The sequence below is a fragment of the Hyphomonas sp. CACIAM 19H1 genome (genome assembly GCF_003325995.1).
GTDB lineage: Bacteria > Pseudomonadota > Alphaproteobacteria > Caulobacterales > Hyphomonadaceae > Hyphomonas > Hyphomonas polymorpha.
Map to the genome: position 1 here is coordinate 908,211 of NZ_CP016437.1, position 24,464 is coordinate 932,674.

The window sequence follows — 24,464 nt, forward strand, 5'->3', positions numbered from 1 at the left end:
CCCCCGATCGGCTACTCTCCTCGGCCCATGGCTGATTCTGCTCCTCCCCGCCCTACGATCCGCAAGCTGCCTGCGGATGTGGTCAACCGCATCGCCGCCGGCGAGGTGGTGGAGCGCCCGGCCGCGGCCGTGAAGGAGCTTGTGGAAAACGCCCTCGATGCTGGCGCGCGCAATGTTGCCATCGCCATCGAGGAAGGCGGCCTGAAGCGCATCACCATTGAGGATGATGGCTGCGGCCTTTCTGCCGAAGACCTGCTGATCGCGCTGGAGCGTCACGCCACCTCGAAACTTGTGCCGGATACCGACGGGCGCGTTGATCTTCTCAACATCTACACCATGGGTTTCCGCGGTGAGGCGCTGCCCTCCATCGCCTCGGTCAGCCGTATGCGCATTGTCTCGCGCGCGACCGGGGAAGAGGCTGCCGAAATCTTCTCCGAGGCCGGGCGTCTCGATGGCCCGCGCCCGGCGGCTTATACGGGCCGCAGCGCCACCGGCACGCGCATTGACGTCAACGACCTCTTCCACGCCACGCCCGCCCGCCTCAAATTCATGCGCGGCGAACGCGCCGAAGCGATGGCTGTCACCGACGTGGTCAAACGCCTCGCCATGGCCAATCCGGAAGTTGCCTTCAGCCTGGAAAGCAATGGCCGCAGCCTCTTCCGCTACGCCGCCGAAGGCCCCGGCGATGCAGGCCGCCTGAAACGTCTCGGCGCCATCATGGGGCGGGAGTTTTCGGAGAATGCCGTTGCCGTGGACGCCACGCGCGAGGGCGTGCGCCTGTCAGGCTTTGCCGGCCTGCCCACGCTCAATCGCGGCAATGCCCAGCTGCAATTCCTGTTCGTCAATGGCCGCCCCGTGAAAGACCGTATGCTGACGGGCGTTGTCCGCGCGGCCTATCAGGATTTCCTGGCGCGGGACCGCCATCCGATGGTCGCCCTGTTTGTGGACCTTGACCCGGAAGGCGTGGACGTGAACGTCCACCCGGCGAAGACCGAGGTGCGCTTCCGCGATGCGGGCGGTGTGCGCGGCCTGATGGTTTCGGCCCTGCGCCATGCTCTTGCCGCCGCCGGTCACCGCGCCTCCACGACGGTGGCGGGATACACTCTCGGCAAGGTGCGCGCCGAGCCTGCGCCGCAAGCGGGCTTCCTGTGGCAGGCGCCCCAGAGCGGCGGCTATGTGCAGCGCCCCGCCATGCCGCCGCAGGCTTACGCCCCGCGCCATGTGGAGGAAGACGCGGCGGAAGAAGAGTACACCCCGCGCGGCTATGTGCCGGAGCCGGGCGCGCTGGAAGCTGCGCCCATGGCCAGGGTTGAGACCGGCTCCATGCCCGCCCCCGGCACGCTTGCCGAATATCCTCTCGGCGCGGCCCGCGCGCAGGTTCATGAGACCTATGTTATTGCTCAGACGGCGGACGGTATCGTCATTGTTGATCAGCACGCCGCCCATGAACGCCTCGTCTATGAGGCGATGAAGCGCCAGATGGCCGAAGGCGGCGTGCGCCGCCAGGCGCTGCTGATCCCGGATATTGTCGAGCTTTCCGAAGACGAGGCCCACCGCGTGTGCGCCCGCGCCGAGGAGCTCGCGGCTCTCGGCCTCGAAATCGAGCCCTTCGGCCCGGGCGCCATCGCCGTGCGCGCTACCCCCGCCCTCTTCGGGGAAATGGATGCTGCCGGGCTGATCCGCGACCTTGCCGATGATTTTGCCGAATATGAAGCCGGGCTCACCCTGTCGGAGCGTTTCGAGGAAGTGATGGGCAACATGGCCTGCCGCTCCTCCATCCGCGCCGGGCGCCGTCTGAATGGGGACGAGATGAACGCGCTCCTTCGCCAGATGGAAGCCACGCCCCATTCGGGCCAATGCAATCATGGCCGCCCCACCTATGTCGAGCTGAAGCTGGCCGACATTGAACGCCTCTTTGGCCGCAGAGGGTAACCCCGCGATGAATTTCAGTGTCCTGATCTTTGACTGTGATGGGGTATTGGTGGATTCCGAGGCGATTGCCATTGCCGCCGAACGCGAGATGCTTGCGGGCTGGGGCCTGGACTACGATCTCCAGACCTTCGTTTCCCGCTTTGTTGGCTTGCACAACCGGGATTTTTACACGGCGCTTTCGGCGGACGCTGCCGCGCTCGGCCTTGCGCTGCCTGAAGGCTTTGGCCCGGCGCTGCAGGCCAATAACTGGAAGCGGTACGAGACGGAGCTGACGGCCATCGAAGGCGTCGCCAGCGTGACCGAAGCTTTCGGCGGGGCCCTTGCGGTTGCGTCCTCATCGGAAGCTGACAAGCTCGTCCGTAAGCTGCAGATCGCTGGACTGCATGACCTTTTCGTGCCGCATATCTATTCCTCCGATCTCGTCACCAATGGCAAGCCTGCGCCGGATCTCTTCCTGCTTACGGCGGACAAGCTGAACGCCGCGCCCGAAGCCTGTCTCGTCATCGAAGACAGCATCAACGGCATCAGGGCTGCCCGCGCCGCGGGCATGACCGCCTGGGGTTTTACCGGCGGGGGCCATGCCGACGCAGGGCTTGCCCAGCGCCTTGAAGCGGCGGGCGCGCACGGCGTTTTCAGCTCCCACCGCGAAATTGCCAGCGCCCTGAGCGCGCGCTAGCCTGGTGCCCATGTTCACGCGCCGCGCCGTCCTCACTGGCCTTTCCGGCCTTGCTCTCTCGGCCTGCGCCCACCGCTCCGGCGCGGACGCATTGCGCATCCCCGCGGCCTCCGCGCGCCGCCGCATCGAGGATCTGGTCTATTCGGCCATGGTGCCCGCCGCGGGTCTGGTCGTGCGCTATCGCGACGAGGTTGTTTTCGCCCATACAGAAGGCCTCGCCCAGGGCGCCGCCGGGGAAGCAGACCGCGCGCCCTTCACGCCGGAAACCGCTTTCTGTGCCGCTGCGCTCTCGCCGCTTGCCGCCGCGCCCCATGATCCCCGCTTCGCGCCGCGCGGACCTGCCGCCACGCTCTATACCCGCGAAGATGAGGGCTTGTGGCAGGTACAGACAGAGGCTGGGGAATGCGCCGGCGCCAGCTTTCTGGGCCTTGCCAGCCTCGCCCGGGCAGCGGGGCGAACCTCAGACCTTCCGGGCGTCCAGACCTATCAGGCAGACACCTCGCCGATCCCGGGCGTAAAGCTCATCGGCCATCAGGGCGAAGCTTATGGATCATATTCCGCCGCCTTCCACGCGCCCGATCTGGAGGCTGAAATCGCCTTTGCTGTCACGGGAACGTCCGTGTCCGGTACAGAAAGATCAGTCCATCATCCCGTGATGATCAAGGCGACCGAGCCGCTCTGGGCGGCCGCGGAAACCTTACTCGCCGCTCTCTAGCACGGCAGCCTTCGGCGGCGGTCCGATCAGCAGGAAGTTATAGGGCGTGCAGGTTCCCTCAACGATGTAGCGCTTTTCGAAAAGATAGTATTGCCCAACTTCAACAGGCTCCCGGAACGCTTCGGCCCGCTGGTAAAAGGTCACGCCGTCTTCATCGACAAGGTCAATCTCGGGGTCGCCAACGCCGGTAACGGTCGCGCCGATCACCTTGGTCTCATAGCTGCACGGCCCGCCCACCATTGGGGGATCCGGTGGCATCGCGCAGGCTGAAAAACTCACGGCAAAAGCCAGCAATGCAGAGGTGGCGGCAAATTTCATGGTAGGCGTCTTCCCGGAAAACCCGCCCCACCCTTATCTCTGCTCTTGCAGCGCGCAAGCCGGTCTCAGCCGGATTTCTTTTTCGCCTTGCGCGGTTTGGCGGCTTTCTTCTCCGCTTCCTTCGCCTTGCGGGCCCGGTCGGCCCCGCCGCTCGCGACCCACCAGAAGATGCGCCACCCTTCCGCGAACGTCATCTTAGGCGCCGGAGCGAGCGTGCCCTGCTTCTCGGGCTGGGCCACTTTCGGCGGTTTGCGTTTCTTCTTCAGGGGGCGGACAGGTTCGGCGGGTTTGGGCGGGCTCTCCAGGGGTGCCTCATCCTCTGTAAACTCCACCTGCGCGGGCACGTCCCCACCCTCGAACTCCGCCTGCAGATTATTCAGCAGGTGCGCGTCGGAGAAGTCGATCGCCAGCTCCACCCAGAGCGGCAGGTGATCGGACATCTGCCAGGTCAGCCAGCGTTTGGCGTAATAGTCCTTGTCCTTGCCGGCGTCGCGCGGGCTGCCATCGGGCTTGAGGTCGCGGTGGCGCGTGGGCAGGATTGGCGCATAATGCTCGTAATGATCCGGCCGGAACACGGTCTGACTCCAGTCGAACACCCCGGACGACAGGAAGGTCAACTCATCCTTCTGGGTGCGGAACGCGATCTGGTCATAATAATGGGTTCCCAGAAGGTTTGACGGATACTGTTCCGGCGGCAACTGGAAGCCCGCCTTGGTCAGGGCGCCCATTGTTTCATCAACCGGGTTCTTGATGTTGAAATCGCCCAGAAGAATGTAGTTCTCGTTCTCCCGGTCGGCGCGGCTGGCCATCTCGCGGGCGATATAGTCGATCTCCGACACGCGCCGGGCATAGCCATCGCTCCCCTTCGATGCCTCCCCGAAATAGATATGCACCGTGCACAGTGAAAACTTGAACCATCCCGCCTGAAAGCTCACCATGAACGGCGTGCGCGCAAACTGTTGCTCGCCGGGCAAGAGGGCGTGTTTGGGCAGCACGATTTCGCCCACGATATTCCGGAAGCGGACCTTGCGGGCATCAAACACAAAGCACATGCGTTCACGATTGCCGCTGGCGCCGGTCGTCACATCCGTCGCGATGAAGTCCCAGCCGGGCCCCATCAGTCGGATCACATCCTTCAACGGCCCCAGATCCTCGTTCACTTCCTGAAGGGCACACACATCAAACGAGGAGAGCACTTCGGCAATATAATGCAGGCTCTCGCGGCGGCGGGGGCCGTGGCGGAACTTGTTGTTGTCGAAATCGCGGATGTTCCAGGTGCCGATAATGAGGCTGGCATCCTTCGTTCGCCGGGGTACGCCGCGTGGAGGCGGCGAGGCGAGTTGCGCACGCAGCTCCAGCAGGCGGCGCGAGGTCCAGTCGCTCTCGGCCTCCGAGAAAAGCTTGCGATTCCGAAGGTCGGTATACCAGACCATAATGTCCCCATCGCGTTCTGCGGCTGGCCTGCTTTGCGGAGGCCGTGGTTAACGAAGGGTTAATATGCCGCCGATTCGCCGGGCGGGGCAGGGTGTCAGACAGTCACAACCCGGCCAGGGTTCATGATGCCTTGTGGATCCAGCGCCCGTTTGATCGCGCGCATGGCGTCTGTGGCCGCGGGCGGGCGCAGGCGGGCCAACTCGTCCCGTTTCAGGCGCCCCACGCCATGCTCGGCAGAGATGGAGCCGCCATGGGCCATCACCGTATCATAGATCACCCGCGTGATGGCCGCTTCCTTCGCTTTCAGCTGCGGGCTTGCCGCATCCAGGGCTTCAACCACCGAATAGTGCAGATTTCCGTCACCCACATGCCCGAAGATAACGAAATCTGCCGTAGGCAGAACATCGCGCACAGCCGCGTTGCACGCTTCGATGAATACCGGAATGCGGCTCACCGGCACGGAGATATCCTGGTTCAGCGCCGCCCCGTAGGCGCGCTTGGACAGCGGAATTGTCTCGCGGATATGCCAGAAGCTTTTCGCCTGGGTTTCGCTTTCCGCAATCACGGCGTCCTGGATCAGGCCTTCCTCCATCGCCGCTTCCAGCGCGCTTTCCAGCAGGCTGCGGGCATAGGCCCCATCGGTCTGCGAAATATCCATCAGCACCCGCCAGGGCGCGTTCGAGGGCATGGGATCCCGCGCGGTGGGGATATCGGCGACCACCATATCCACCGCATTGCCGGGGATGATCTCGAAACTTGTTACCGAATCCCCCACCCGCCCGCGCACCAGGGCCAGCAGCTTCACCACATCTTCCGCAGACGCACAGATCACCCAGGCGCTTGCCCGCTGCACCTGCGGGAACAGCTTCAGCGTCGCTGCCGTGATCAGCCCCAGCGTGCCCTCGGCGCCTGCGAAAAGATGTTTGAGATCATAGCCGGTATTGTTCTTGCGCAGGCCGGAAAGCCCGTCCCACACCTCGCCGGAAGGCAGCACCACTTCCAGCCCCAGGATCAGGTCGCGCATCATGCCATAGCGCAGCACGGCCACGCCCCCGGCATTGGTGGAGATGAGGCCGCCAATCGTCGCGGTGCCTTCCGAACCGAGCGAGAGCGGGAACAGCCGGCCCGCCGCATCGGCCGCTGCCTGCGCGGAAACGAGCGTCGCGCCTGCCTCTATGGTCAGGGAATTGTTGAACGGGTCGGTCTCGCGCAGGGCGGTCATCCGCGTCATCGACACGCAGACTTCGCCATGCGGCGTGCCGCCATCGATCAGGCCGGTATTGCCTCCCTGGGGCGTCATCGCGACGCCATGCTGCGCGCAGAGTTTCACCAGCGCGGCGGCCTCTGCGGTCGAGGCGGGCCGCGCGATCAGCGGCGTTTCGCCCTTATAGGTGCCCCGCCAGGGCGTTGCGGCGGCATCGAGCTTTTCCGGCTCCTGCGTCCAGCCCCTGGGGCCGAGCAGGTCTTTGACGGCGGCGAGAAATATCGGTGGCAAGGTCTGGGTCATGGTTCATTCTAGCGCGTCTCGCGCCCCTGTCATCTCGGCGGGTTCCGTATCGGCTGGTGGATGTCCGCTTATCCTGCCTGCGCCGCCAGCGCGCCCAGTGCGTCGCCATCCACCCGGTAAACCGTCCACTCATCCATCGGCCGCGCGCCGAGCGCGAGGTAGAAGTCGATCGACGGCTGGTTCCAGTCCAGCACGGACCATTCCAGACGCCCGCAGCCGCGCGCCATGGCAATCTCCGCCAGTTTTGCCAGCAGCGCCTTGCCATAGCCCTTGCCGCGCGCGGCGGGGGCTACGAACAGGTCTTCCAGATAGATGCCGGGCTTGGCCAGGAAGGTGGAGTAGTTGTGGAAGAACAGGGCAAAGCCATGCGGCTTCCCCTCCTCCTCGATCAGCAGGACTTCGGCATAAGGCTTTTCCCCGAACAGGGTGGCGCGCAGGGCTTCCTCCGTGGCCACACATTCGTGTTCCAGCTTTTCATATTCAGCCAGCGCGCGAATGAAGCCGAGGATCACAGGCGTATCGGCCGCCTGCGCGAAACGAATGCGGTGCATGTCTTGAAACCTTCTGTCAGATACAAAAAGGCCCGCCTTGGGGGCGGGCCTTTCCGGTAAGGATCAATCCTCGAAATCTTCGTCCTCAACGACGACATCCGCGCCGCTATCCTCGTCGGCTTCGTTGCGCAGTTCCTGTTCGGCTTCTGACAGGCGGCGCAGCAGGTATTCCTCGCACACGGCGATCAGCTCGTCACGGCGGTCTTGGTAGAAGTGGTTGGCGCCGGCCACCTTGGCGCGGTCAACCTTCTGGCCCTTCTGTACGCGGACTTTCGTCAGCGCGCGTTCCACATCTTCGGGAGACGCAATGGAATCCTTGTCGCCGGCCACGATCAGGCCGGAGGCCGGACACGGCGCCAGGAAGGAGAGGTCGTAATGGTTGGCCGGCGGCGAGATGGCGAGGAAGCCGTCAATCTCCGGGCGGCGCATCAGCAGCTGCAGCGTGATCCACGCGCCGAAGGAATAGCCCGCACACCAGACGAAGCGCGGCGATTCCGACAGGTTTTCCAGATAGTCGAGCACATAGGCGGCGTCTTCCAGTTCCCCGATGCCCTGGTCATAGGCACCCTGGCTGCGGCCCACGCCGCGGGAGTTGTAGCGCAGCACGCCGAAGCCATGCTTTTCGAACAGCTGGTAGAGCATGATCGTGATCGGGTCCTGCATCGTGCCGCCCGCTTTCGGGTGGGGGTGCAGGATCAGCGCAATCGGCGCGCCCGGATACGGCGGCTCGGTGTAACGCGCTTCAATACGGCCCTGAGGGCCAGGAATGATGATCTCGGCCATCGCAAACCTCGGCATTATTTCCACAGAAGGGGGGGTAGATAGGCCAACTCGCCTTCAAAATGCAAATTTTTCTGCAGGGTGCGGGATTGCCCGGAAAACACTATATAAAAGGAACCATGATCTACGCCGATTACAACGCCACCGCCCCCCTGCGGCCAGAGGCCCGGGCGGCCATGCTGGCTGCCCTTGATCTGGGGGCCACAAACCCCTCCTCCGTCCACAAGGCCGGGCGGGCGGCGCGCGCCGTGGTGGAGAAGGCCCGCGCCGAGGTCGGCGCCGCTATCGGCAGCCGCGCTGAAGACATCGTATTTACCAGCGGGGGCACCGAATCTCTCGCCCTTGCCATTCAGGGCGCCGTTGCCGCGCTCGATGGCGCCGCCACCCTCATCGTCTCCGCCATAGAGCATGATGCCGCCACCAAGGCCGCCGCCCATGCCGGCGTGCCAGTCGAGACCGCCTACGTCCTCCCCAGCGGCCAGGTTGACCTTGACGACCTCAAGGCCCGCCTCACCGCCTGGGACCGGAGCCTGAAAGGCACGCCCATCATCGTGCTGATGCTGGCGAACAATGAAACCGGCATTCTCCAGCCCGTTCAGGAGGCCGCCGCCCTGATGCGTGAGGCGGGCGGCCTCACCGTGTGTGATGCCGTTCAGGGCCTCGGCAAGGTGCCGGTCAATGCCGCCCTGCTGGGTGTCGATTACATCGCCCTCTCCGCCCACAAGATCGGGGGGCCGCAAGGGGTGGGCGCGCTGTGGCACCGGGCGGGCGCGCCGCTCAAAGCCGTTCAGTATGGCGGCGGCCAGGAGCGCGGCCTGCGCTCAGGCACCGAGAATGTCGCCGGAATTGCCGGTTTTGGGGTGGCTGTGTCCAAAAGTGTCCAGGATTTGCCGCGCTATGCCGCGCTTGGGGCCCATCGTGACGCGATGGAGGCGCGCCTGAAGTCCGAAGGCGGCGTCACCGTGATCGGCGAAGGCAGCCCGCGCCTTGCGGGGGTATCCTGCTTCGCCCGCGCTGGCTTTCGGGCGGAAACCCAGGTGATGGCCCTTGATCTGGCAGGGGTTTGTGTCTCCGCCGGCTCTGCCTGCTCCTCGGGCAAGGTGAAAAGATCGCTTGTGCTTATGGCGATGGGCGCAGATGACGCCCTTGCGGAATCGGCCATCCGCACCAGTTTTGGCTGGAACAGCCAACCGGAAGACTTCCGCAACGTCGCTGACGCCTGGCTTCAGGTAAACCAGCGGGCAAGCTCAAAACTGGGCGCCTGACCCTGACGTTCACAGCCCAGCGCTTACTGTTCCTTGGGGCCGACGGCTGCGGGCTCTTCCAGGAAGACCCTGGCGAATACGTAGCCTCCATAGGAATACTCAGTCTTGGGGCCAGCATCTGCTGCGGTCCCAATTTGCGTTTCGGCAGGGTTGGCGGGCTGTTCCGTGAAAAGGTAAGCCTTGCCGATGAGGTCGGGATTTGCGCGGATCAATACATACCGCTCGTTGGCGCGGGATGGAAAGAACACGGACCATGTGCCGCCGCGTTGCAGGAAGGCTTCCGGGCCGAATGTGCGAACAGGCGCCAGTTCCGCGTCGAGGGTAACGACTTCAGAGGCAAACAGGCGTTTGGCCTCGAATACGCCCCCAGCCTGAATGGTGGAAATCTCGACGGAGCCGGGCAGCTTGTACAGCACGTAGGGGAGCTTGGTCTCGTTGACGACCTGACAGGCGGTTTCCGGGCCAGCGATGATTGACAGGGTGCCGGCGCGCTGGCGCTTCTTGATGGTCACCGTCTGAGCTGTATGCGCCTCAATGTTCTGCGTGCAGCCCGCCGCCCCATCAAATGACAGGCTGGCCGGAGGCGGTGGTGGTGGCGGCGTCGCGCAGGCGGCAACCATGCAGAGGGCGGCGGCCGCAGAGGCGGCCTGCAAGTGGGAAAGTTTCATCTGGAACAAAGCCTTCTGGAAAGTTGCGATCACAGCGTTTCGGCTACCGTGTCTGTGTCGGGCGCCGCTGCGAGAATGAGGGCGGCAGTTGCCTGCGCGGTGCGTTGCAGGGCGTGGGTCAGCGCGGCCATGGCGCGCTCGGGCTCATCCTGGGTGTAGGCGTCAACATTCTTGAAGGCGCTGTCCAGAACATAGGGCACGACGATTGTTGTGGAGCCAACATTGGGGTCTGCGGGCTGGTATGGATTCATCTGGACGGGCGCCTGCAGCCCTGGGCGGCCATAGCTCAGCGCGTCGTTCATCAGCAGCTTGCCCGTCTTGGCGTCGTGGATCTTCACCTGGGCGAAGACGGAAGGATACCAGACCATGTTGTCGATGGTGAAACCATACTGGCGGATCAGGACATCCACTGACGCATCGTGTTCGGCGGCAGGGTCCGCCGTTACGGGAACGAATGTCCCCTTCGCGCGCGAGACCGGCTTGTGGCTGGCTTCGATATGGCCTGCTGAAAGAGCGCTCACTAGAGCTTCCTCAAAAATGGCGCGGGCATCGAAGCCCTGCTCGGCCAGCATCCGCTCGATCTTGCCGTTCCGATTGGAGTCTATGCCTGCATCGATTGCGGCCACCACCAGCGCGCCCAGAATGCCGCCTGCGGCGCCGGCGCCTGGTGAGACCTGACCCGAATTGACCATCGACTGGGCCGTCGCGTTGCCTACCGACATGTCTATGGGCATGTCTTCCCCGGTTGCCCGCTCAGGCATGCCCGTAGACATAAGAACCACACGGTTTAGTTGAATCTGTTCGGCATCCAGGGCCAGAACAGGATCTTTATCGGATTGCGCGTTCGCCTGAGAAGCGAATACAAAACAAAGTACTGCGGCGCACGCCGCGAAAGAGCGATGAGTCATGAGTTACCCCCCCGATTGCAGGCGGAACGCTTATTGGCCAGGTATTTGTTGTCAATATGCCAACCATAAATTGCCTGGATGCTCGTCTTTTCTTGACGCTTTTGTTTCTGTGCGGCGTTCGGCTTTCCTGCCGGCTGCGTTTTTGCGGGGTTCCGCCGCAAGATGTCTCCGGCTAATGCTGCCGAAAGAACGGCGCGCGAACCTTGAAGCTGGCTCGATGACAGCCATGTCTAGGGCTCTCACTAGGCGCAGACGGATGGACCGGTATGGAATGCTGCGGCGGAATTGAAGAGCATGATGACGAGTGCACCGAGGTGAAGGTGAAGGAAGGCATTGATGCAAAGACGGTCGAGGCGGCAAAGCGCCTGGAGTCGGAGAATTATTCTGCCGGTTTCGTCACGGACATTGAAATGGACATGGCCCCGAAGGGCCTCTCCGAGGATACCGTCCGCTTCATCTCCGCCAAGAAGGGCGAGCCTGAATGGCTGCTTGAATGGCGCCTGGAAGCCTATCGCCGCTGGCTGACGATGGAAGAGCCCGCCTGGGCGCGCGTCCATTATCCCAAGATCGACTTCCAGGCCTATTATTACTACGCGGCGCCCAAGGCCGGCGCGAAATACAAGTCGCTGGACGAAGTTCCCAAAGAGATTCTCGAGACCTATGAGAAGCTCGGCATCCCTCTGCGCGAGGCCGAAGTGCTGCTCGGCGTCGAAGGCGCGGCCGAAACAGCCGCGACGGCGCGCGAGCGGCCGAAGGTGGCTGTCGATGCGGTGTTCGACTCCGTGTCTGTGGCCACCACTTTCCGCGAGGAGCTGAAGAAAGCCGGCGTGATCTTCATGTCGATCTCCGAAGCCGTGCATGAGCATCCGGAATTGGTGAAGAAATATCTCGGCTCTGTCGTTCCGACCTCCGACAATTTCTATGCGACGCTCAATTCGGCTGTCTTTTCCGACGGGTCGTTCGTCTATATTCCCAAGGGCGTACGCTGCCCGATGGAGCTGTCGACCTATTTCCGCATGAATGCGGAGAATACCGGCCAGTTCGAGCGTACACTGATCATCGCCGATGAGGGCGCCTACGTTTCTTATCTTGAAGGCTGCACCGCGCCGATGCGGGACGAGAACCAGCTTCACGCCGCCGTGGTTGAACTCGTGGCGCTCGATGACGCCGAAATCAAATATTCCACGGTGCAGAACTGGTGGCCGGGCGATGAGGATGGCAAGGGCGGCATCTACAACTTCGTAACCAAGCGCGGCGATTGCCGCGGCGCGCGCTCCAAGATCTCCTGGACGCAGGTGGAAACCGGCTCTGCCGTCACCTGGAAATATCCGTCCTGCGTGCTGCGGGGCGACGATTCTGTCGGCGAGTTCTATTCCATCGCCGTCACCAATGGCCGCCAGCAGGCCGATACCGGCACCAAGATGATCCATCTGGGCAAGCGCACGAAAAGCCGGATTATCTCCAAGGGCATTTCGGCGGGCAAATCCGACAACACCTATCGCGGTCTTGTTTCCATTCACAAGAAGGCTGAAGGCGCGCGCAATTTCACCCAGTGCGACAGCCTTCTGATCGGCGACCGGTGCGGGGCCCATACTGTGCCCTATATCGAAAACCGCCGCGCCGACGCGCAGCTCGAGCATGAAGCGACGACGACCAAGCTTTCCGAAGACCAGCTTTTCTATGTCCGCCAGCGCGGCATCGGCGAGGAGCAGGCAGTGGCGCTGCTCGTCAACGGCTTCGTCCGCGAAGTGCTGCAGGAACTGCCGATGGAGTTTGCTGTCGAGGCGCAGAAACTTCTGGAAGTCAGCCTCGAAGGCAGCGTTGGCTAGATTGCGTTTTTCTCCCGGCGCGCGATAGGATCAGTGCCGGAGGAGAGACCCATGAAATTCCAACTGCTTGCGGCTTTGCCGTTTGTCGCACTGATCGCCTGTACGCCGAAAGCGGAGGCGCCGGGTGAAACCGCCCCCGTTGCGGAAGAAGCCGCCGTCACGGCCGCCAGCCTTCCCACCTGCGCGGATGCCGAGGCCACGAGCGGCGGGCAATTGCCCCAGCTTACCAGCTGCCGGCTGGAACTGGGCGATGGCAGGAATGTTGTGGTCGGCTCTACACAGATGACGGATGGCGAAGGCACGCTTCGCGCCGAGCTTACAGGCGCTGATGGCGCCTCGCTGCAGGTCATCGAAGAAGCGGCCACCGGTTTCTACAACTATCCTTTCCTGGAAGACCTGACCGGCGATGGCGCGGCGGACCTGATGTTGCCGCAACTCTCCGGCATGGTGAACATCAGCTATGCGCTCTGGATTCAGGGCGCTGATGGCTTGTTCAGCCGGGCCGGCGAGCTTGGGGGCTTTGACATCACGCTGGGCAGCGACGGCCTGATCGCTGCGTCTGGCCGTTCTTCTGCCTTCGAATGGGAGACGAGCTATTATTCGGTCGAGAATGGTGCCCTGAAGGAGATTGCCGTCGTGGTGACCCGCGCCGATCCGGAGGAAGGCGAGCCGGCGTCAGACCGGCCCGCCTGCGAAGTCATCCGATCTGCCGACGGGGTGGATATCGCGCCTTTCTGCCAGCCGGCTGCTGACGCGCCCACCGAATAAAGCCGGGCAGGCACGAAACTTGCTGGGCTGGCGGCAGGAAACCGCCGGCTCGCAGGGACTCTGGCATGAAAAACCTGGTTAAAATCGCTGCTGGTCTGGGCCTCGCCGCCCTGATGCTGACGGCTGCCTGCGCCACAAATCCAGACATTTCGCCCGAAGAAACAGCCGAGCGCCGTGCCCGGCTGGCCGCTGTGTCGCTGCTGCCGGACTGCGCGGCGGCTCAAACCCTTACTGGTGACCGTGCCGAGCGGCTCCCCGATTGCCGCTTCAGCGGGGTGAAAGGCCTTCACCTGATCCTCAAAACCGACCCTCTGGACTGGGAAATGCTCGGTCCTTCGGGCTTTGTGAGTATTTCGGTGATGGATCGCCAAGGCCGCCCTATCGCCGATTTCTCCGAAGTCATCCACGGGCTGTACGTCTATCCACAGCTGCTGGACGTGAACGGCGACCGGCGCGCGGACCTCATCATTCCCCGCTCTACGGACGCCGTAAATATGGTCTATGCCCTGTGGATACAGCAGGAGAGCGGCGATTTTCTTCATGCCGGGCAGGTGACCGGCGCCGAAATCGCCTGGACAGCCGGCGGCATGATCGCCGCAGCCAGCCGCACCGGCGCGTCAGACTGGGAAACCGCCTATTACCGCGTGACCGGCGCCGCGCTTCAGGAGCTCGCCCTGGTCCACGCGGCAGGGAGCCAGCCACCCCGGCGCGGAGGGCGCTGCGAAATCCTCCGGCTTGCGCCGGGGCTTGAGCCCGCCGGCTTTTGCGCGGCCCGCTGAACGGTTCAATCGGGCACAATTCTTGCTGATGACAGCCCGGCGGGGGCCGGTGGGGCCACCTGAGGGAGCATCACCCATGTCGGGACTATTCAAGGAAATTGGCGGCTATGTGCTGCTGGCGCTGGCCATTTTTGCCGCTCCGCTGCTGGCTGCTGTGATCGGTTAGGGGCGCTGCAGCGGCTTTTCGGCGCTTTGCGCTTTCAAATCATCGCAGGGCGCCCTAAATCCCCGCCATGTTGAAGATCCAGAATCTGAGCGCCACGGTTGGCGAAGGCGAAGCGGCCAAGACCATCATCAATGGTCTGTCGCTGGAAGTGCCTGCGGGCGAAGTTCATGCCATCATGGGGCCGAATGGGGCTGGCAAGTCCACCCTGTCCTATGTGCTGACCGGGCGGGACGGTTATGAGGTTACCGGAGGGGCCGCCACGCTCGACGGGCAGGACATCCTGGCCATGGAGCCGGAAGACCGCGCCGCAGCCGGCCTTTTCCTCTCCTTCCAATATCCGGTGGAGATCCCCGGCGTGCCGGTGATGACCTTTGTGCGCACGGCGATGAACGCCCAGCGCAAGGCGCGCGGCGAGGCGGAAATCTCCGCGCCGGATTATCTCAAGAAGTCCCGTGAAGTGGCCAAGATGCTGAACCTTGACGCCGACATGCTGAAGCGTCCGGTGAATGTCGGCTTCTCCGGCGGGGAGAAGAAGCGTCTGGAAATCTATCAGATGCTGATGCTGGAGCCGCGCTTCATGGTGCTGGACGAAACAGATTCCGGCCTCGACATTGACGCCCTGCGCACCGTGGCCGAGGGCGTCAACGCCCTGCGTGCGCCAGAGCGCGGCATGCTGGTCATCACCCACTATCAGCGCCTGCTGGACCATATCAAACCGGATAAGGTGCACGTTCTCGCCAAAGGCCGCATCATCAAGACCGGCGGCCCGGAACTCGCCCTGCGCCTTGAAGAAGAAGGCTATGACGGCGTGCTGGCGGAGGCAGTGTGAGCGCCGCCCTGAAAGATATGATCCGTAATCCGACGGTTGCGGAACTCGAACTGGTCGCGCGATACGCCGCCCTGAAGGCAGACCCGCGCCGCGAGCGCCTGTTTGAAGCCTTTGCGCAGACCGGCCTGCCGCATCGCCGCAATGAGGAGTGGCGCTGGAGCGACTTCAAAGCGGCGGTTACCGGGCTGGACGTGCCAGCTGCGCCGCCCGCAGCGGACCCTCTGGCTACGGACGGTGTCACCACATTGAAATTTACCCCGCAGGGCTATACCGCGCCCGCCACTCTGCCACCCGGCCTCCGCCTTCTGGCGAAGGATGAGGCTCAGGCGATGAGCGGCGCTGAAAACGCGCCCCTCGGTGCGCTGGCCGCTGCGCTCTCCGGAGCGAAGAACGCTCCGGCAACGCTGCTCGCGGAAGTTACGGATGAGGCGCCTGTGCGGCTGCACATGGTGTTCTCCGGCCCCGGCGCCATCAATGCGGCGCGTGTGGTGTTTCTGCTGCGCCCCGGCGCCCGGCTTGAGGTTTCCGAAAGCCATCTGGGCGGCGCGGCCTTCTCCACGGCGCTGGTCGAATACACCCTGCAGGAAGGCGCAAAGCTCTCCCGCGTCGTCTATCAGCGCGGCGGCAAGACCGAAGCGCAGGCGATCACGGCGCTGATCCATCAGGATGCGGACGCTGAAACGAAGCAGACCGTGCTGGCATTCGGCGCGAAGGTCGCGCGCATCGAGACGCGCCTCGTGCACCAGGAAACCGGCTCTCACGCCACGCTCAATGCGGCCTATCTGGCGGGCGACGGCTATCACATCGATTTCACCAGCCATGTGCGCCATGGCGCGCGTGCCTGCGTGACAAGGCAGGTGACCAAGGGCGCTGTGCTGGATGGCGGGCGCGGCGTGTTCCAGGGCAAGTTCCATGTGCCTCGCAATGCCGGCCAGCAGACCGACGCCTCGATGCAGCATAACGCGCTGCTGCTGGAAGAAGGCGCGGAAGTGTTCGCCAAGCCGGAACTGGAAATCCTGGCAGATGATGTTCAGTGTGCGCACGGAAACACCTCAGGCGCGCTGGACCAGAACCAGCTGTTCTATCTGCGTCAGCGCGGCATTCCTCTGGAGAAGGCCCGCGCGCTGCTGACTGAAGCTTTCATTGCCGAAGCTCTGGAAGAGGCCGGCGATCATCAAGAGGCCCTGCGGGCAGAGGCACAGTCCTGGCTGTCGGAAGTCTGAAGCCCATGTCCCGCAAGCTCGATATCCCCGCCATCCGCGCTGAATTTCCGATCCTCTCGCGTGAGGTGAATGGCCATCCGCTGGTCTATCTGGATAACGCTGCCAGCGCGCAGAAGCCCAATGCTGTCATCGACGCGCTCGCCGGCCAGATGCGCACGGCGTATGCCAACGTGCATCGCGGCCTGCACACGCTGGCCAACGAGACGACCGAAGCCTTCGAGGCTGCGCGGGAAACCGTGCGCGCTTTCCTGAATGCGCCGTCTACGGATAATATTATCTTCACCAAAGGCTCTACCGAGGGCATCAACCTTGTTGCCTCTGCGCTCGCCGCACGCATCCAGCCCGGCGATGAGATTGTGCTCTCCATCATGGAGCACCATTCCAATATCGTACCCTGGCACTTCCTGCGCGAGCGTCATGGCGCCGTGCTGCGCTGGGTCGGCCTCAAGGAAGATGGCTCGCTTGATATGGAGGCGATGGCGGATGCCATTGGCCCGAAGACGAAGATGGTGGCCATCACCCATATGAGCAATGTGCTCGGCACGGTGACGGATGTGGCCGCGATCACGCAGCTTGCCCATGCCGCTGGCGCCGAAATCCTGATCGATGGTAGCCAGGCGGCGGTTCATCTGCCCGTCGATGTGCAGGCCATCAGGTGTGACTGGTATGTCATCACCGGCCACAAGATCTATGGCCCGACGGGTATCGGCGCGCTGTATGGCACCGCCGCTGCGCTGGACCGCGCCCGGCCCTATCAGGGCGGCGGCGAGATGATCGAGATCGTCGAGAGGGAGCGGGTCACCTACAACACCGCGCCCCACAAGTTCGAGGCGGGCACGCCGCCGATCCTGGAAGCCATTGGCTTTGGCGCCGCCCTGCGCTGGCTGGGGCAGTTCGACAAGGCGGAGATCGCCGCCCACGAACATGCCCTCTACGAGCGCGCGGCGGGCATTCTGCGCCAGGTCAACGGCATCCGCATCCATGGTGAGGCCGCCGGCAAGGGCGCTGTGCTGGCCTTCAGCCTTGAGGGCGCCCACCCGCACGACCTTGCCCAGATCCTTGATCGCTACGGCGTCGCCATCCGCGCGGGCCATCACTGTGCGCAGCCCTTAATGCAGCATTTAGGCGTCCCGGCTACGGCCCGGGCGAGCTTTGCCCTATATAATACCGAGGTTGAAGTGGACGCGCTGGGCGAAGCGCTCGCCAAAGCGCGCAAAATGCTGGTATAAATACGTATATGGCCGATGATATGACCTCCCAAGACCTGCTCGGTGTCCGCGATCCTGCGGCTGTCTCTGCGATTCCGCAGGAGGAACTCGACCGGCTGACCGATGAGCTGATCGCTGCGTTCAAGACTGTTTTCGACCCGGAAATCCCGGTCGACATCTATGAGCTGGGCCTGATCTACAAGGTGGATATCGATGACGACCGCAAGGTAGACATCGAAATGACGCTGACCGCGCCCGGTTGCCCCGTGGCCGGCGAAATGCCTGGCTGGGTTGAGAACGCCGCAAAGAGCGTTGAGGGAATCGAGGCTGTCGAAGTCTCCCTGACCTTCGATCCGCCTTGGGATCCTTCGCGGATGTCGGATGAGGCCCGCCTCGCGCTCAACATGCTTTGATTGAAGGAGGGGCTTTGCGCCCCTATCTACAGACCATGGCCCGCAGACCCCGCCCCAAACCCGTTCGCCTGACCGACGCCGCTGCCGCGCGCGTAAAGGAAATCATGGCCGAGCGCGGTCTGGGTTTCCTGCGCGTCGGCGTCAAGAATGGCGGCTGCGCGGGCATGGAATATGTGATGGACTATGCCGAGGCGCCTCAGCCGCTGGACGAGGTAGTTGAGGATAATGGCGTCACCATCCTGATTGATGCCAAGGCGGTGCTGTTCCTGCTTGGTAGCGAAGTCGATTATGAAACCACGCTGCTCCATGAGAAATTCGTGTTCCGCAATCCCAACCAGACCGATGCCTGCGGCTGCGGCGAGAGCGTGACCATCGTGCCGGCCGGGGCCGAGTAATCTGCCCGGCGGGCTGATGCAGGTTCGCGGATTTCCCCCTCTTTCGGCGCCAGACGCTGAGCTTCTGATTCTCGGCAGCATGCCCGGCATCGCCTCGCTGGAAGCGGGGCAGTATTATGCCCATGCCCGCAATGCCTTCTGGCCCATCATGGGCCACCTCTTCGGCGCCGGCCCGCAGCTTGCCTATGCTGACCGCGCCATGCGGCTGCGCCAGCAAAAGGTCGCGGTGTGGGATGTGCTGCAGCTATGCCTGCGGGCGGGCAGCCTCGACGCAGATATCCGCGAGGAGGTGCCCAATGACTTTGGCGCTTTCTTTGCCGTCCATCCGCGTATTCGCCGGATCGGCCTTAATGGCGGCAAGGCGGCCGCGAGTTTCCGGAAATACGCGGCGGTTCATGTGCCGCCGGGCGCAGAGGCCGTGACACTGCCTTCAACCAGCCCCGCCCATGCCGCGCGCCGCTTCGAGGACAAGCTGGCGCTTTGGCGATCGGGCCTTCTGGGCAGTCCTCAGGAATAGCCCCGCGCGTCAGTTCGCCAGCTTCATCAACACGATGCCGCCCGCGATCATGGCTGCCGCGAGGATGCGCATCGGGGTGGCCGCTTCGCCGAGCCAGATGACGCCGAAGATGAACGCGCCCGCCGCGCCAATACCGGTCCAGACCATATATGCCGTACCCAGCGGCAGGGATTTCATCGCCATTGCCAGCAGCGCAAAGCTGGCCGGCATGGCCGCGATCATGATGAGGGTGGGGATGGGCCGGGTGAAACCAGCCGATTGTTTCATTGCAGCGGCCCAGACGATTTCCAGCAGACCGGCGACGACAAGAAGGCCCCAAGGCATGGGAAGCTCCCGCAGAAACGGGCCGTCCCGAAGCGTTCCCGGTATGGGGGAGGCCGTCCTCCTGCCTGTACTGCTTAGATAGTCATTCCGGGGCGAGGCTCAAGCCTTCTTGTAGGCGGCAAGGTCTTCCAGGGTCGGGGCAGCCTCGAAGCCGTTGGGCGGGTCTGGAATGAGGCGGGCGCGGGCGGCGGGCTCACCGGTCGCTTCAGCCACCAGTTCGGCCGTGCGTATTTCAACCGCTTCGGTCAGCCGGGCGATGAACTCGTCCCGGGGCAGGCCGGGCGGGATCGGCTCGAGAAATTCGATGACGGCAGTGCCCTGGCGGCGAGGGCTTTCCTGCTGCTGCCAGAACACACCGATATTGGTGGCAACCGGCACGACGGGCACGCCCATCGCCTCGGCCATGTGCCAGACGCCGGATTTGTAGCGGAAATGATAGCCAACCGGGGCAAGGTGGCCTTCGGGATAGATCAGCACACGGCGGCCATCGGCCTTGGCCTTGTGCATGCCATTGGCCAGCGAAGACGCTTTCTTCTCGCCGCCGCCGCACGTGTCGATGACAATGGCGCCGAGCTTCTTGAGGATGCCGCCAACCAGTGGGAAGCGTTCGAGATGATCGCCGGTGACAAAAGCCAGATCCTTGATTTCCGGATAGATCAGGAAGCCGTCGCCCCAGCTCTGGTGCTTGGCGCCGATCACGAAGGCGCCTTCGGGCAGGCGCTCACGGCCGCGGACTTCCTTGCGGATGCCGGCGATGTGGCGCAGGGCGAAATTCATGGCCCGCGTATAGCTGCGGATGATGGCGCGCACCGGGCCATGGCCGGGCCAGGCCAGGAAAGGCAGCGAGACGAGCACATAGCCAATCGAGAGAACCCAATAGGCCAGCTGGAAGAGAGTGCCACGCATGGAAATGCTCCGTAGGGGGAACGGTCAGGGGGCTGTCAGGACTTCAAAACGGCGAGAACGGCGCGCGCCAGGGCAGGCGCATGCCGGGAAAGCGGGCCGGGCAGGCGGTTGTAGATCTTGTTCTGACCTGCCTGCATCACCACGCCCAGTGCCATGGCGGCCTTCAGGGCGGGGTCTCCCTTCGGAACGGCGCCGGCATCCATCAGGCCCGAAATGATCTGTTCCGTGACGGATACCGGATCATCCTCGCGCCGCCGGTCATAGGGGAGGTATTTGTGAAGCGAGACGAGGTGGAAGGAGAAGAGCAGGAAATCTTCATCCGCCAGGGCGCAATAGGCGGCGACGGCGGCATGCACCTTCTCATCCAGAGTGCCGGTCCCGCCCAGAGCTTCGGCCAGCATGACCGAAAGGCGATTGTGGGTTTCCATGAACAGGGCGAGGGCAAGCTCCTCCTTGCCTTTATAGTGGCGATAGAGAGCGCCTTCCGAAACCTGGGCGCTTTCGGCGATCTCCCGCGTGGTGGCGGCATCGACGCCGACATTCACGAACAGTTCGAGCGCCGCGCGCTCGATTTTCGGGCGGGCATCACGCACACGCGGGCGCCGGCCGGCAGCGTCCGTTTTCGTGACGACCGGTTTGGCTGCTGTTTTGGTGCGTGCGCCCTTGGCAGGGGCGCGCCTTGACGGTTTGCCGGACGGGGAAGCGGGGGTGGCTTTGCGGGCCATGGGCGACAGCTCCTCTGATCTTCGTGCCCCGTGTATTACACAGGCATGCAATGATTGCAAGTGATCAATCGCTCACAAAATGGCCTTGCGCGGATGCCGGAACAAAAAAAGGGGGCCGGAAGGCCCCCTGAAACGTTCTGCCGCCAAGGCTCAGACCAGTTCGATGCGGTAGCTTTCGATCACGGTGTTCGCCAGCAGCTTCTCGCACATTTCCTTGACGCGGGCCTCGGCCGCCGACTTGTCCGTCTGGCCCGTCAGGTCCAGCTCGATGACCTTGCCAACGCGCGCGCCGTCGACTTCCTTATAGCCCATCCGGGCCAGGGTATCGGCCACGGCCTTGCCCTGAGGGTCCAGCACGCCGGATTTGAGGGATACGTGTACGACCGCTTTCATTATTTGCTGCCCCCGGTGAAGTGGATGACGTTGTCGGTCTCTTCGCCTGATTCCCGGATGATGCCGAGACGGCGTGCGACTTCGGCATAGGCTTCCGTAACGCCGCCCATATCACGGCGGAAACGGTCCTTGTCCATCTTCTCGCCGGTCTTGGCGTCCCACAGGCGGCAGCTGTCCGGGCTGATCTCGTCGGCCAGCAGGATGCGCGGCATGTCGTGATCGTTTTCGAACCAGCGGCCGAATTCGATCTTGAAGTCGACAAGGCGGATGCCGGCACCGGCGAAGAGGCCGGACATGAAATCGTTCACGCGCAGGGCGAGGGCGATGATGTCGTCATATTCCTGGGCTGTGGCCCAGCCGAAGGCGGCGATGTGTTCTTCGGAAACCATCGGATCGTGCAGGGCATCGTTCTTGAAGTAGAACTCGACCAGCGGGCGGGGCAGGGACTGACCCTCCGGAATGCCGAGGCGCGTGGAGAGCGAGCCTGCAGCGATGTTGCGCACGACCACTTCCAGCGGAATGATGTCCACTTTCCGCACCAGCTGCTCACGCATGTTGAGGCGGCGGATGAAGTGGTTGGGCACGCCCACGCTGGTCAGATGGGTCATCACGAACTCGCTGATGCGATTGTTCAGAACCCCCTTGCCATCCAGCACGGCCTTCTTGGTCGCGTCGAACGCAGTTGTGTCGTCCTTGAAATACTGGATCAGCGTGCCCGGTTCGGGGCCCTCATAGAGGATTTTTGCTTTTCCTTCGTAGATGACGCGGCGCTTGTTCATCTCAACCGGCCTTTCCTGCGCGTTCTGCGGGGATAGCGTTGCCAACGGGAATCATTCACCCCGCTCCCCTGAAGCGCGGACTGTTACGCCAAACCCGCGACAGAAACAATTATTGCGAACACCTGAGCATCCACCCTATATCAGCGCCGATAGACACCGGCAGATGTGAAAGGGCCACCTCCATGAGCACATTCGATGATCGTGAACGCGCAGAGGAGGCCCGTTACGCCTTGGATCAGGAAACCCAGTTCAAGATCAACGCCCGCCGCAACAAGCTGCTGGGCCTCTGGACCGCTGAACTTCTGGGCCTGAAGGACGGCGACGCTGAGGCTTATGCCAAATCAGTTGTGATCGCGGATCTGGAAGAGGCCGGCGATGATGATGTCGTGCGCAAGGTGCGCGGCGACCTCGAAAAGGCCGGGATTGTGCGCACGGATGTCCAAATCCGTGAGGAAATGGCCCGTCTTCTGCCCGTCGCGCGCGAGCAGATCATCAACGATATCAAGGGCTAAGGACCACCGGCGGCGTATAGTTATCGCCGCAGCCGGGGCCCGTGCCACCCATCGGCACAAATGACACGCAGCTATAGTGGGCGCCGGTTCCGGAGGTGAAGGTCGGCTTTCCGGTCCAGCCCTCGATAAAGGGCTTGCCCACCCAGGCGCTCATCATGATCTTGCCGGGGGCTGCGGGGATACCTGCGTCTCCCGTCGGGGTCGAATAGATGGGCTGTCCCTCGATGAACCAGGTAATCCGGTCCGGGGTCCATTCGAAGGCATAGAGGCGATCTGCGTCAGCGGCGTCGAAGGGCAGGTCAAAGCCCTCAAAGGCGCCGCGTTTGCCTTTCCGGAAATAGTTGAAGTGAACCTTGGTCGTGTCCTGGCCGAGGAATTCGATGTCGACTTCGTCGTGGGGATCGCCAAAGTGCGCGCCGGTGAAGGTGAAGAAGGCCGAGACGGTGCCTGAGCCGCGGGCGGGGCGCATGATCACCTCATAGCGGCCATAGCCGTATTTTCCGGGGCTCTGCAGCTCGGCGATCGTGTAGGGCATGCTCTCGCCCTTTACCCGGTGGATCGAGAGCAGCGTGCCGCTGGACGTCTCGCTGACGTTATCCTCGCGCCAGTTGCCACCATAATGGGTCGCAAGGTTATCATGGGTGGAGGCCCGGAAAGGTGTCTGGCCGCGCATGCGGGTCAGGAAAGCCTCCTGCTGGCGGTTCGGGATCGCGGGTTTGGGCGCTTCGGGCAGCACCGGCGTGTAGGTTTCCGGGGCCTTCCAAGGGAAGAATTGAGGCTGAAGCTGCGGGGCACGCTGGCGGACGGAAGGGGCTTTCGGGGCAGGCGGTGCCGAGATTTCAGCAACAATTACAGTCTTTTCTGCGACAGGCGCCGGGGGCGACAGCGCAATCGCGCCGGTGGCCGCAACAATCGCCAGGCAAGCCACAACAGCCAGATCGATGCTTCTGGAAAACCGGGTCCAGATTGCGGACTGAGTGTTGCCGATGTGGGCCATGACTGCCTCCGAAGGTTAATCCTTCGTGAAGAGCAAGTTATGCGCCAACTATTTGTTAAGCAAAACCCCTTCGCCCCATCCGGGAGTATCAGGAGGCGTCTTCGCCGCCATTGGCGGGGGCTGTCAGGGCGCTGCGGTTTCGCATCATGAACAGCGGAACCGATCCAATCGGCGTGATGGCCCAGTCGAGGGGCTGGTCATGCGGCTCGGCGGGCACCTTGTCGATCTGCTGGGCCGCATAGGCGACCGCGCAGGCAAAGGCCCGGCCTTTGGCGCGCAGCTTTTCCAGGGCCCCATCATAATGGCCCCGGCCATAGCCGAGGCGGTTTCCCATCGTGTCATAGGCCAGCAAGGGCGTCAGAACGAGGGTTGGGGTGACTTCCGGTGCATCCGCCGGGGGCTCCGACAGGCCGAAAGGGCGCCGGTCCAGCGGCTCACCCGGCGACCAGAGCCGCCAGCTGATGCCGGTTTCCTCCATGCGGGGCAGGCACAGCTCCGCGCCGGCGCGGGCGAGCCTTTCCATCAGCGGGAAGGGATCGAGTTCTTCATTGATCGCGACATAGCCCGAAACGACGGGGCCATACCGCTCCAGCAATTTCATTGGAAAAATATCGGCGAGCTTTTCGGCGGCGTCCGGATCGCGCGCAGCGGCTTCGGCGCGGATGGTGCGCATCCGGTGGCGCAGGGCGGTCTTGTCGGCTTCAATACTCATGAAAGCCCTCCTAGTGCTCGATGGGCGCAGCAGAAAGGGCAATAGCGCACAAGAACCACGTCGCCGCCGGGCACATTTCACTCCCGTCGACCTAGAGACTAGGTGGGCGCCGGATGAGCCAGGGCCACGGCCCCAGCCAGAGTGCCAGCCCCCTGACGGTAAGTAAGGTCGCCGGAGATCAGTCCCACGCGGGCGCAGCAGCCCTTGTGCCTGACAAATCTAGTGGCTCTGCCCC

Annotated in this window: 28 protein-coding genes; 14 read left to right on the top strand and 14 right to left on the bottom strand. The window is 63.3% G+C overall.

Annotation, left to right across the window (positions count from 1 at the left end):
- Positions 1 to 27 precede the first annotated feature (27 nt).
- From mutL to BBF93_RS04420, 3 genes are read left to right on the top strand one after another with little or no spacing between them, the layout of a single operon-like run.
- Positions 28 to 1,932: a DNA mismatch repair endonuclease MutL gene (gene mutL / locus BBF93_RS04410; RefSeq protein WP_114105090.1), complete on the top strand. Its 1,905-nt coding sequence runs from the start codon at positions 28 to 30 to the stop codon at positions 1,930 to 1,932.
- A 7-nt stretch (positions 1,933 to 1,939) separates the two neighbouring features.
- Positions 1,940 to 2,608 carry an HAD family phosphatase gene (locus tag BBF93_RS04415; RefSeq protein WP_114105091.1) on the top strand — a complete coding sequence of 223 codons (669 nt, stop codon included), beginning with the start codon at positions 1,940 to 1,942 and terminating at the stop codon, positions 2,606 to 2,608.
- Positions 2,609 to 2,618: 10 nt separating this feature from the next.
- Positions 2,619 to 3,323, top strand: coding sequence for a hypothetical protein (locus BBF93_RS04420; protein WP_114105092.1), 705 nt, complete (start codon positions 2,619 to 2,621; stop codon positions 3,321 to 3,323).
- Here the strand turns inward: BBF93_RS04420 and BBF93_RS04425 are convergent.
- The 5 genes from BBF93_RS04425 to BBF93_RS04445 all read right to left on the bottom strand — a co-directional run bounded on the left by BBF93_RS04425 (position 3,306) and on the right by BBF93_RS04445 (position 7,916).
- A complete protein-coding gene (locus BBF93_RS04425) occupies positions 3,306 to 3,641 on the bottom strand; it encodes a hypothetical protein (protein WP_035598630.1) in 336 nt (111 codons plus the stop codon). The genes BBF93_RS04420 and BBF93_RS04425 overlap by 18 nt on opposite strands.
- A 65-nt stretch (positions 3,642 to 3,706) precedes the next feature.
- Complete coding sequence (locus BBF93_RS04430) at positions 3,707 to 5,074, bottom strand: endonuclease/exonuclease/phosphatase family protein (protein WP_051612544.1); 1,368 nt, start codon at positions 5,072 to 5,074, stop codon at positions 3,707 to 3,709.
- 95 nt (positions 5,075 to 5,169) lie between these two features.
- On the bottom strand, positions 5,170 to 6,582 hold the full coding sequence (locus BBF93_RS04435) for an FAD-binding oxidoreductase (RefSeq protein WP_114105093.1): 1,413 nt from the start codon (positions 6,580 to 6,582) through the stop codon (positions 5,170 to 5,172).
- Between the two features lie 68 nt (positions 6,583 to 6,650).
- Positions 6,651 to 7,133 carry a GNAT family N-acetyltransferase gene (locus BBF93_RS04440; protein ID WP_114105094.1) on the bottom strand — a complete coding sequence of 161 codons (483 nt, stop codon included), beginning with the start codon at positions 7,131 to 7,133 and terminating at the stop codon, positions 6,651 to 6,653.
- 63 nt (positions 7,134 to 7,196) lie between these two features.
- A complete protein-coding gene (locus BBF93_RS04445) occupies positions 7,197 to 7,916 on the bottom strand; it encodes an alpha/beta hydrolase (RefSeq protein WP_035598621.1) in 720 nt (239 codons plus the stop codon).
- 116 nt (positions 7,917 to 8,032) lie between these two features.
- Here BBF93_RS04445 and BBF93_RS04450 point away from each other — a divergent pair, with 116 nt between their 5' ends.
- On the top strand, positions 8,033 to 9,178 hold the full coding sequence (locus BBF93_RS04450) for a cysteine desulfurase family protein (protein WP_233349269.1): 1,146 nt from the start codon (positions 8,033 to 8,035) through the stop codon (positions 9,176 to 9,178).
- A gap of 23 nt (positions 9,179 to 9,201) precedes the next feature.
- On the opposite strand, the gene BBF93_RS04455 is transcribed toward BBF93_RS04450, so the two are convergent.
- On the bottom strand, positions 9,202 to 9,846 hold the full coding sequence (locus BBF93_RS04455; protein WP_162786400.1) for a hypothetical protein: 645 nt from the start codon (positions 9,844 to 9,846) through the stop codon (positions 9,202 to 9,204).
- Positions 9,847 to 9,875: 29 nt separating this feature from the next.
- Positions 9,876 to 10,580, bottom strand: coding sequence for a hypothetical protein (locus tag BBF93_RS04460; RefSeq protein WP_162786401.1), 705 nt, complete (start codon positions 10,578 to 10,580; stop codon positions 9,876 to 9,878).
- Between the two features lie 440 nt (positions 10,581 to 11,020).
- Here BBF93_RS04460 and sufB point away from each other — a divergent pair, with 440 nt between their 5' ends.
- From sufB to BBF93_RS04505, 9 genes are all read left to right on the top strand, one after another.
- The gene (gene sufB / locus BBF93_RS04465) at positions 11,021 to 12,583 is read left to right on the top strand and encodes a Fe-S cluster assembly protein SufB (RefSeq protein WP_114105098.1); all 1,563 of its coding nucleotides are present in this window, start codon (positions 11,021 to 11,023) and stop codon (positions 12,581 to 12,583) included.
- Positions 12,584 to 12,634: 51 nt separating this feature from the next.
- Complete coding sequence (locus tag BBF93_RS04470) at positions 12,635 to 13,351, top strand: hypothetical protein (RefSeq protein ID WP_114105099.1); 717 nt, start codon at positions 12,635 to 12,637, stop codon at positions 13,349 to 13,351.
- A 65-nt stretch (positions 13,352 to 13,416) separates the two neighbouring features.
- On the top strand, positions 13,417 to 14,130 hold the full coding sequence (locus BBF93_RS04475; protein WP_114105100.1) for a hypothetical protein: 714 nt from the start codon (positions 13,417 to 13,419) through the stop codon (positions 14,128 to 14,130).
- A 233-nt stretch (positions 14,131 to 14,363) separates the two neighbouring features.
- The gene (gene sufC, locus BBF93_RS04480) at positions 14,364 to 15,125 is read left to right on the top strand and encodes a Fe-S cluster assembly ATPase SufC (RefSeq protein WP_114105101.1); all 762 of its coding nucleotides are present in this window, start codon (positions 14,364 to 14,366) and stop codon (positions 15,123 to 15,125) included.
- Entirely contained in the window at positions 15,122 to 16,348 is a 1,227-nt protein-coding gene (locus BBF93_RS04485) for a SufD family Fe-S cluster assembly protein (RefSeq protein WP_114105102.1), read from the top strand. The genes sufC and BBF93_RS04485 overlap by 4 nt, the downstream gene beginning before the upstream one ends.
- 5 nt (positions 16,349 to 16,353) lie before the next feature.
- A complete protein-coding gene (locus tag BBF93_RS04490; protein WP_114105103.1) occupies positions 16,354 to 17,577 on the top strand; it encodes a cysteine desulfurase in 1,224 nt (407 codons plus the stop codon).
- An 8-nt stretch (positions 17,578 to 17,585) separates the two neighbouring features.
- Positions 17,586 to 17,969 carry an SUF system Fe-S cluster assembly protein gene (locus tag BBF93_RS04495; protein ID WP_114105104.1) on the top strand — a complete coding sequence of 128 codons (384 nt, stop codon included), beginning with the start codon at positions 17,586 to 17,588 and terminating at the stop codon, positions 17,967 to 17,969.
- Positions 17,970 to 18,004: 35 nt separating this feature from the next.
- Positions 18,005 to 18,364 (top strand): iron-sulfur cluster assembly accessory protein, encoded by a 360-nt coding sequence (locus tag BBF93_RS04500; protein WP_035598594.1) that lies wholly within the window; start codon positions 18,005 to 18,007, stop codon positions 18,362 to 18,364.
- A 16-nt stretch (positions 18,365 to 18,380) separates the two neighbouring features.
- Positions 18,381 to 18,881: a DNA-deoxyinosine glycosylase gene (locus BBF93_RS04505; protein WP_114105105.1), complete on the top strand. Its 501-nt coding sequence runs from the start codon at positions 18,381 to 18,383 to the stop codon at positions 18,879 to 18,881.
- A 9-nt stretch (positions 18,882 to 18,890) separates the two neighbouring features.
- Here the strand turns inward: BBF93_RS04505 and BBF93_RS04510 are convergent, their stop codons facing one another.
- The 5 genes from BBF93_RS04510 to purC all read right to left on the bottom strand — a co-directional run bounded on the left by BBF93_RS04510 (position 18,891) and on the right by purC (position 22,008).
- Entirely contained in the window at positions 18,891 to 19,205 is a 315-nt protein-coding gene (locus tag BBF93_RS04510) for a multidrug efflux SMR transporter (protein ID WP_114105106.1), read from the bottom strand.
- Between the two features lie 99 nt (positions 19,206 to 19,304).
- A complete protein-coding gene (locus BBF93_RS04515; protein ID WP_114105107.1) occupies positions 19,305 to 20,111 on the bottom strand; it encodes a 1-acyl-sn-glycerol-3-phosphate acyltransferase in 807 nt (268 codons plus the stop codon).
- Positions 20,112 to 20,146: 35 nt separating this feature from the next.
- Positions 20,147 to 20,836, bottom strand: a complete 690-nt coding sequence (locus BBF93_RS04520; protein WP_114105108.1) for a TetR/AcrR family transcriptional regulator — start codon at positions 20,834 to 20,836, stop codon at positions 20,147 to 20,149.
- Between the two features lie 150 nt (positions 20,837 to 20,986).
- Entirely contained in the window at positions 20,987 to 21,229 is a 243-nt protein-coding gene (purS, locus tag BBF93_RS04525; RefSeq protein WP_114105109.1) for a phosphoribosylformylglycinamidine synthase subunit PurS, read from the bottom strand.
- Positions 21,229 to 22,008: a phosphoribosylaminoimidazolesuccinocarboxamide synthase gene (purC, locus tag BBF93_RS04530; protein WP_035598583.1), complete on the bottom strand. Its 780-nt coding sequence runs from the start codon at positions 22,006 to 22,008 to the stop codon at positions 21,229 to 21,231. The genes purS and purC overlap by 1 nt, the downstream gene beginning before the upstream one ends.
- A 182-nt stretch (positions 22,009 to 22,190) precedes the next feature.
- On the opposite strand from purC, the gene BBF93_RS04535 reads away from it, so the two are divergent.
- Entirely contained in the window at positions 22,191 to 22,520 is a 330-nt protein-coding gene (locus BBF93_RS04535) for a DUF1476 domain-containing protein (protein ID WP_114105110.1), read from the top strand.
- Here the strand turns inward: BBF93_RS04535 and BBF93_RS04540 are convergent.
- Together BBF93_RS04540 and BBF93_RS04545 are read right to left on the bottom strand one after the other, a co-directional pair.
- A complete protein-coding gene (locus BBF93_RS04540) occupies positions 22,510 to 23,517 on the bottom strand; it encodes a family 16 glycosylhydrolase (RefSeq protein WP_051612541.1) in 1,008 nt (335 codons plus the stop codon). The genes BBF93_RS04535 and BBF93_RS04540 overlap by 11 nt on opposite strands.
- 88 nt (positions 23,518 to 23,605) lie before the next feature.
- Positions 23,606 to 24,229, bottom strand: coding sequence for a 5-formyltetrahydrofolate cyclo-ligase (locus tag BBF93_RS04545; RefSeq protein WP_035598578.1), 624 nt, complete (start codon positions 24,227 to 24,229; stop codon positions 23,606 to 23,608).
- Positions 24,230 to 24,464: the final 235 nt, after the last annotated feature.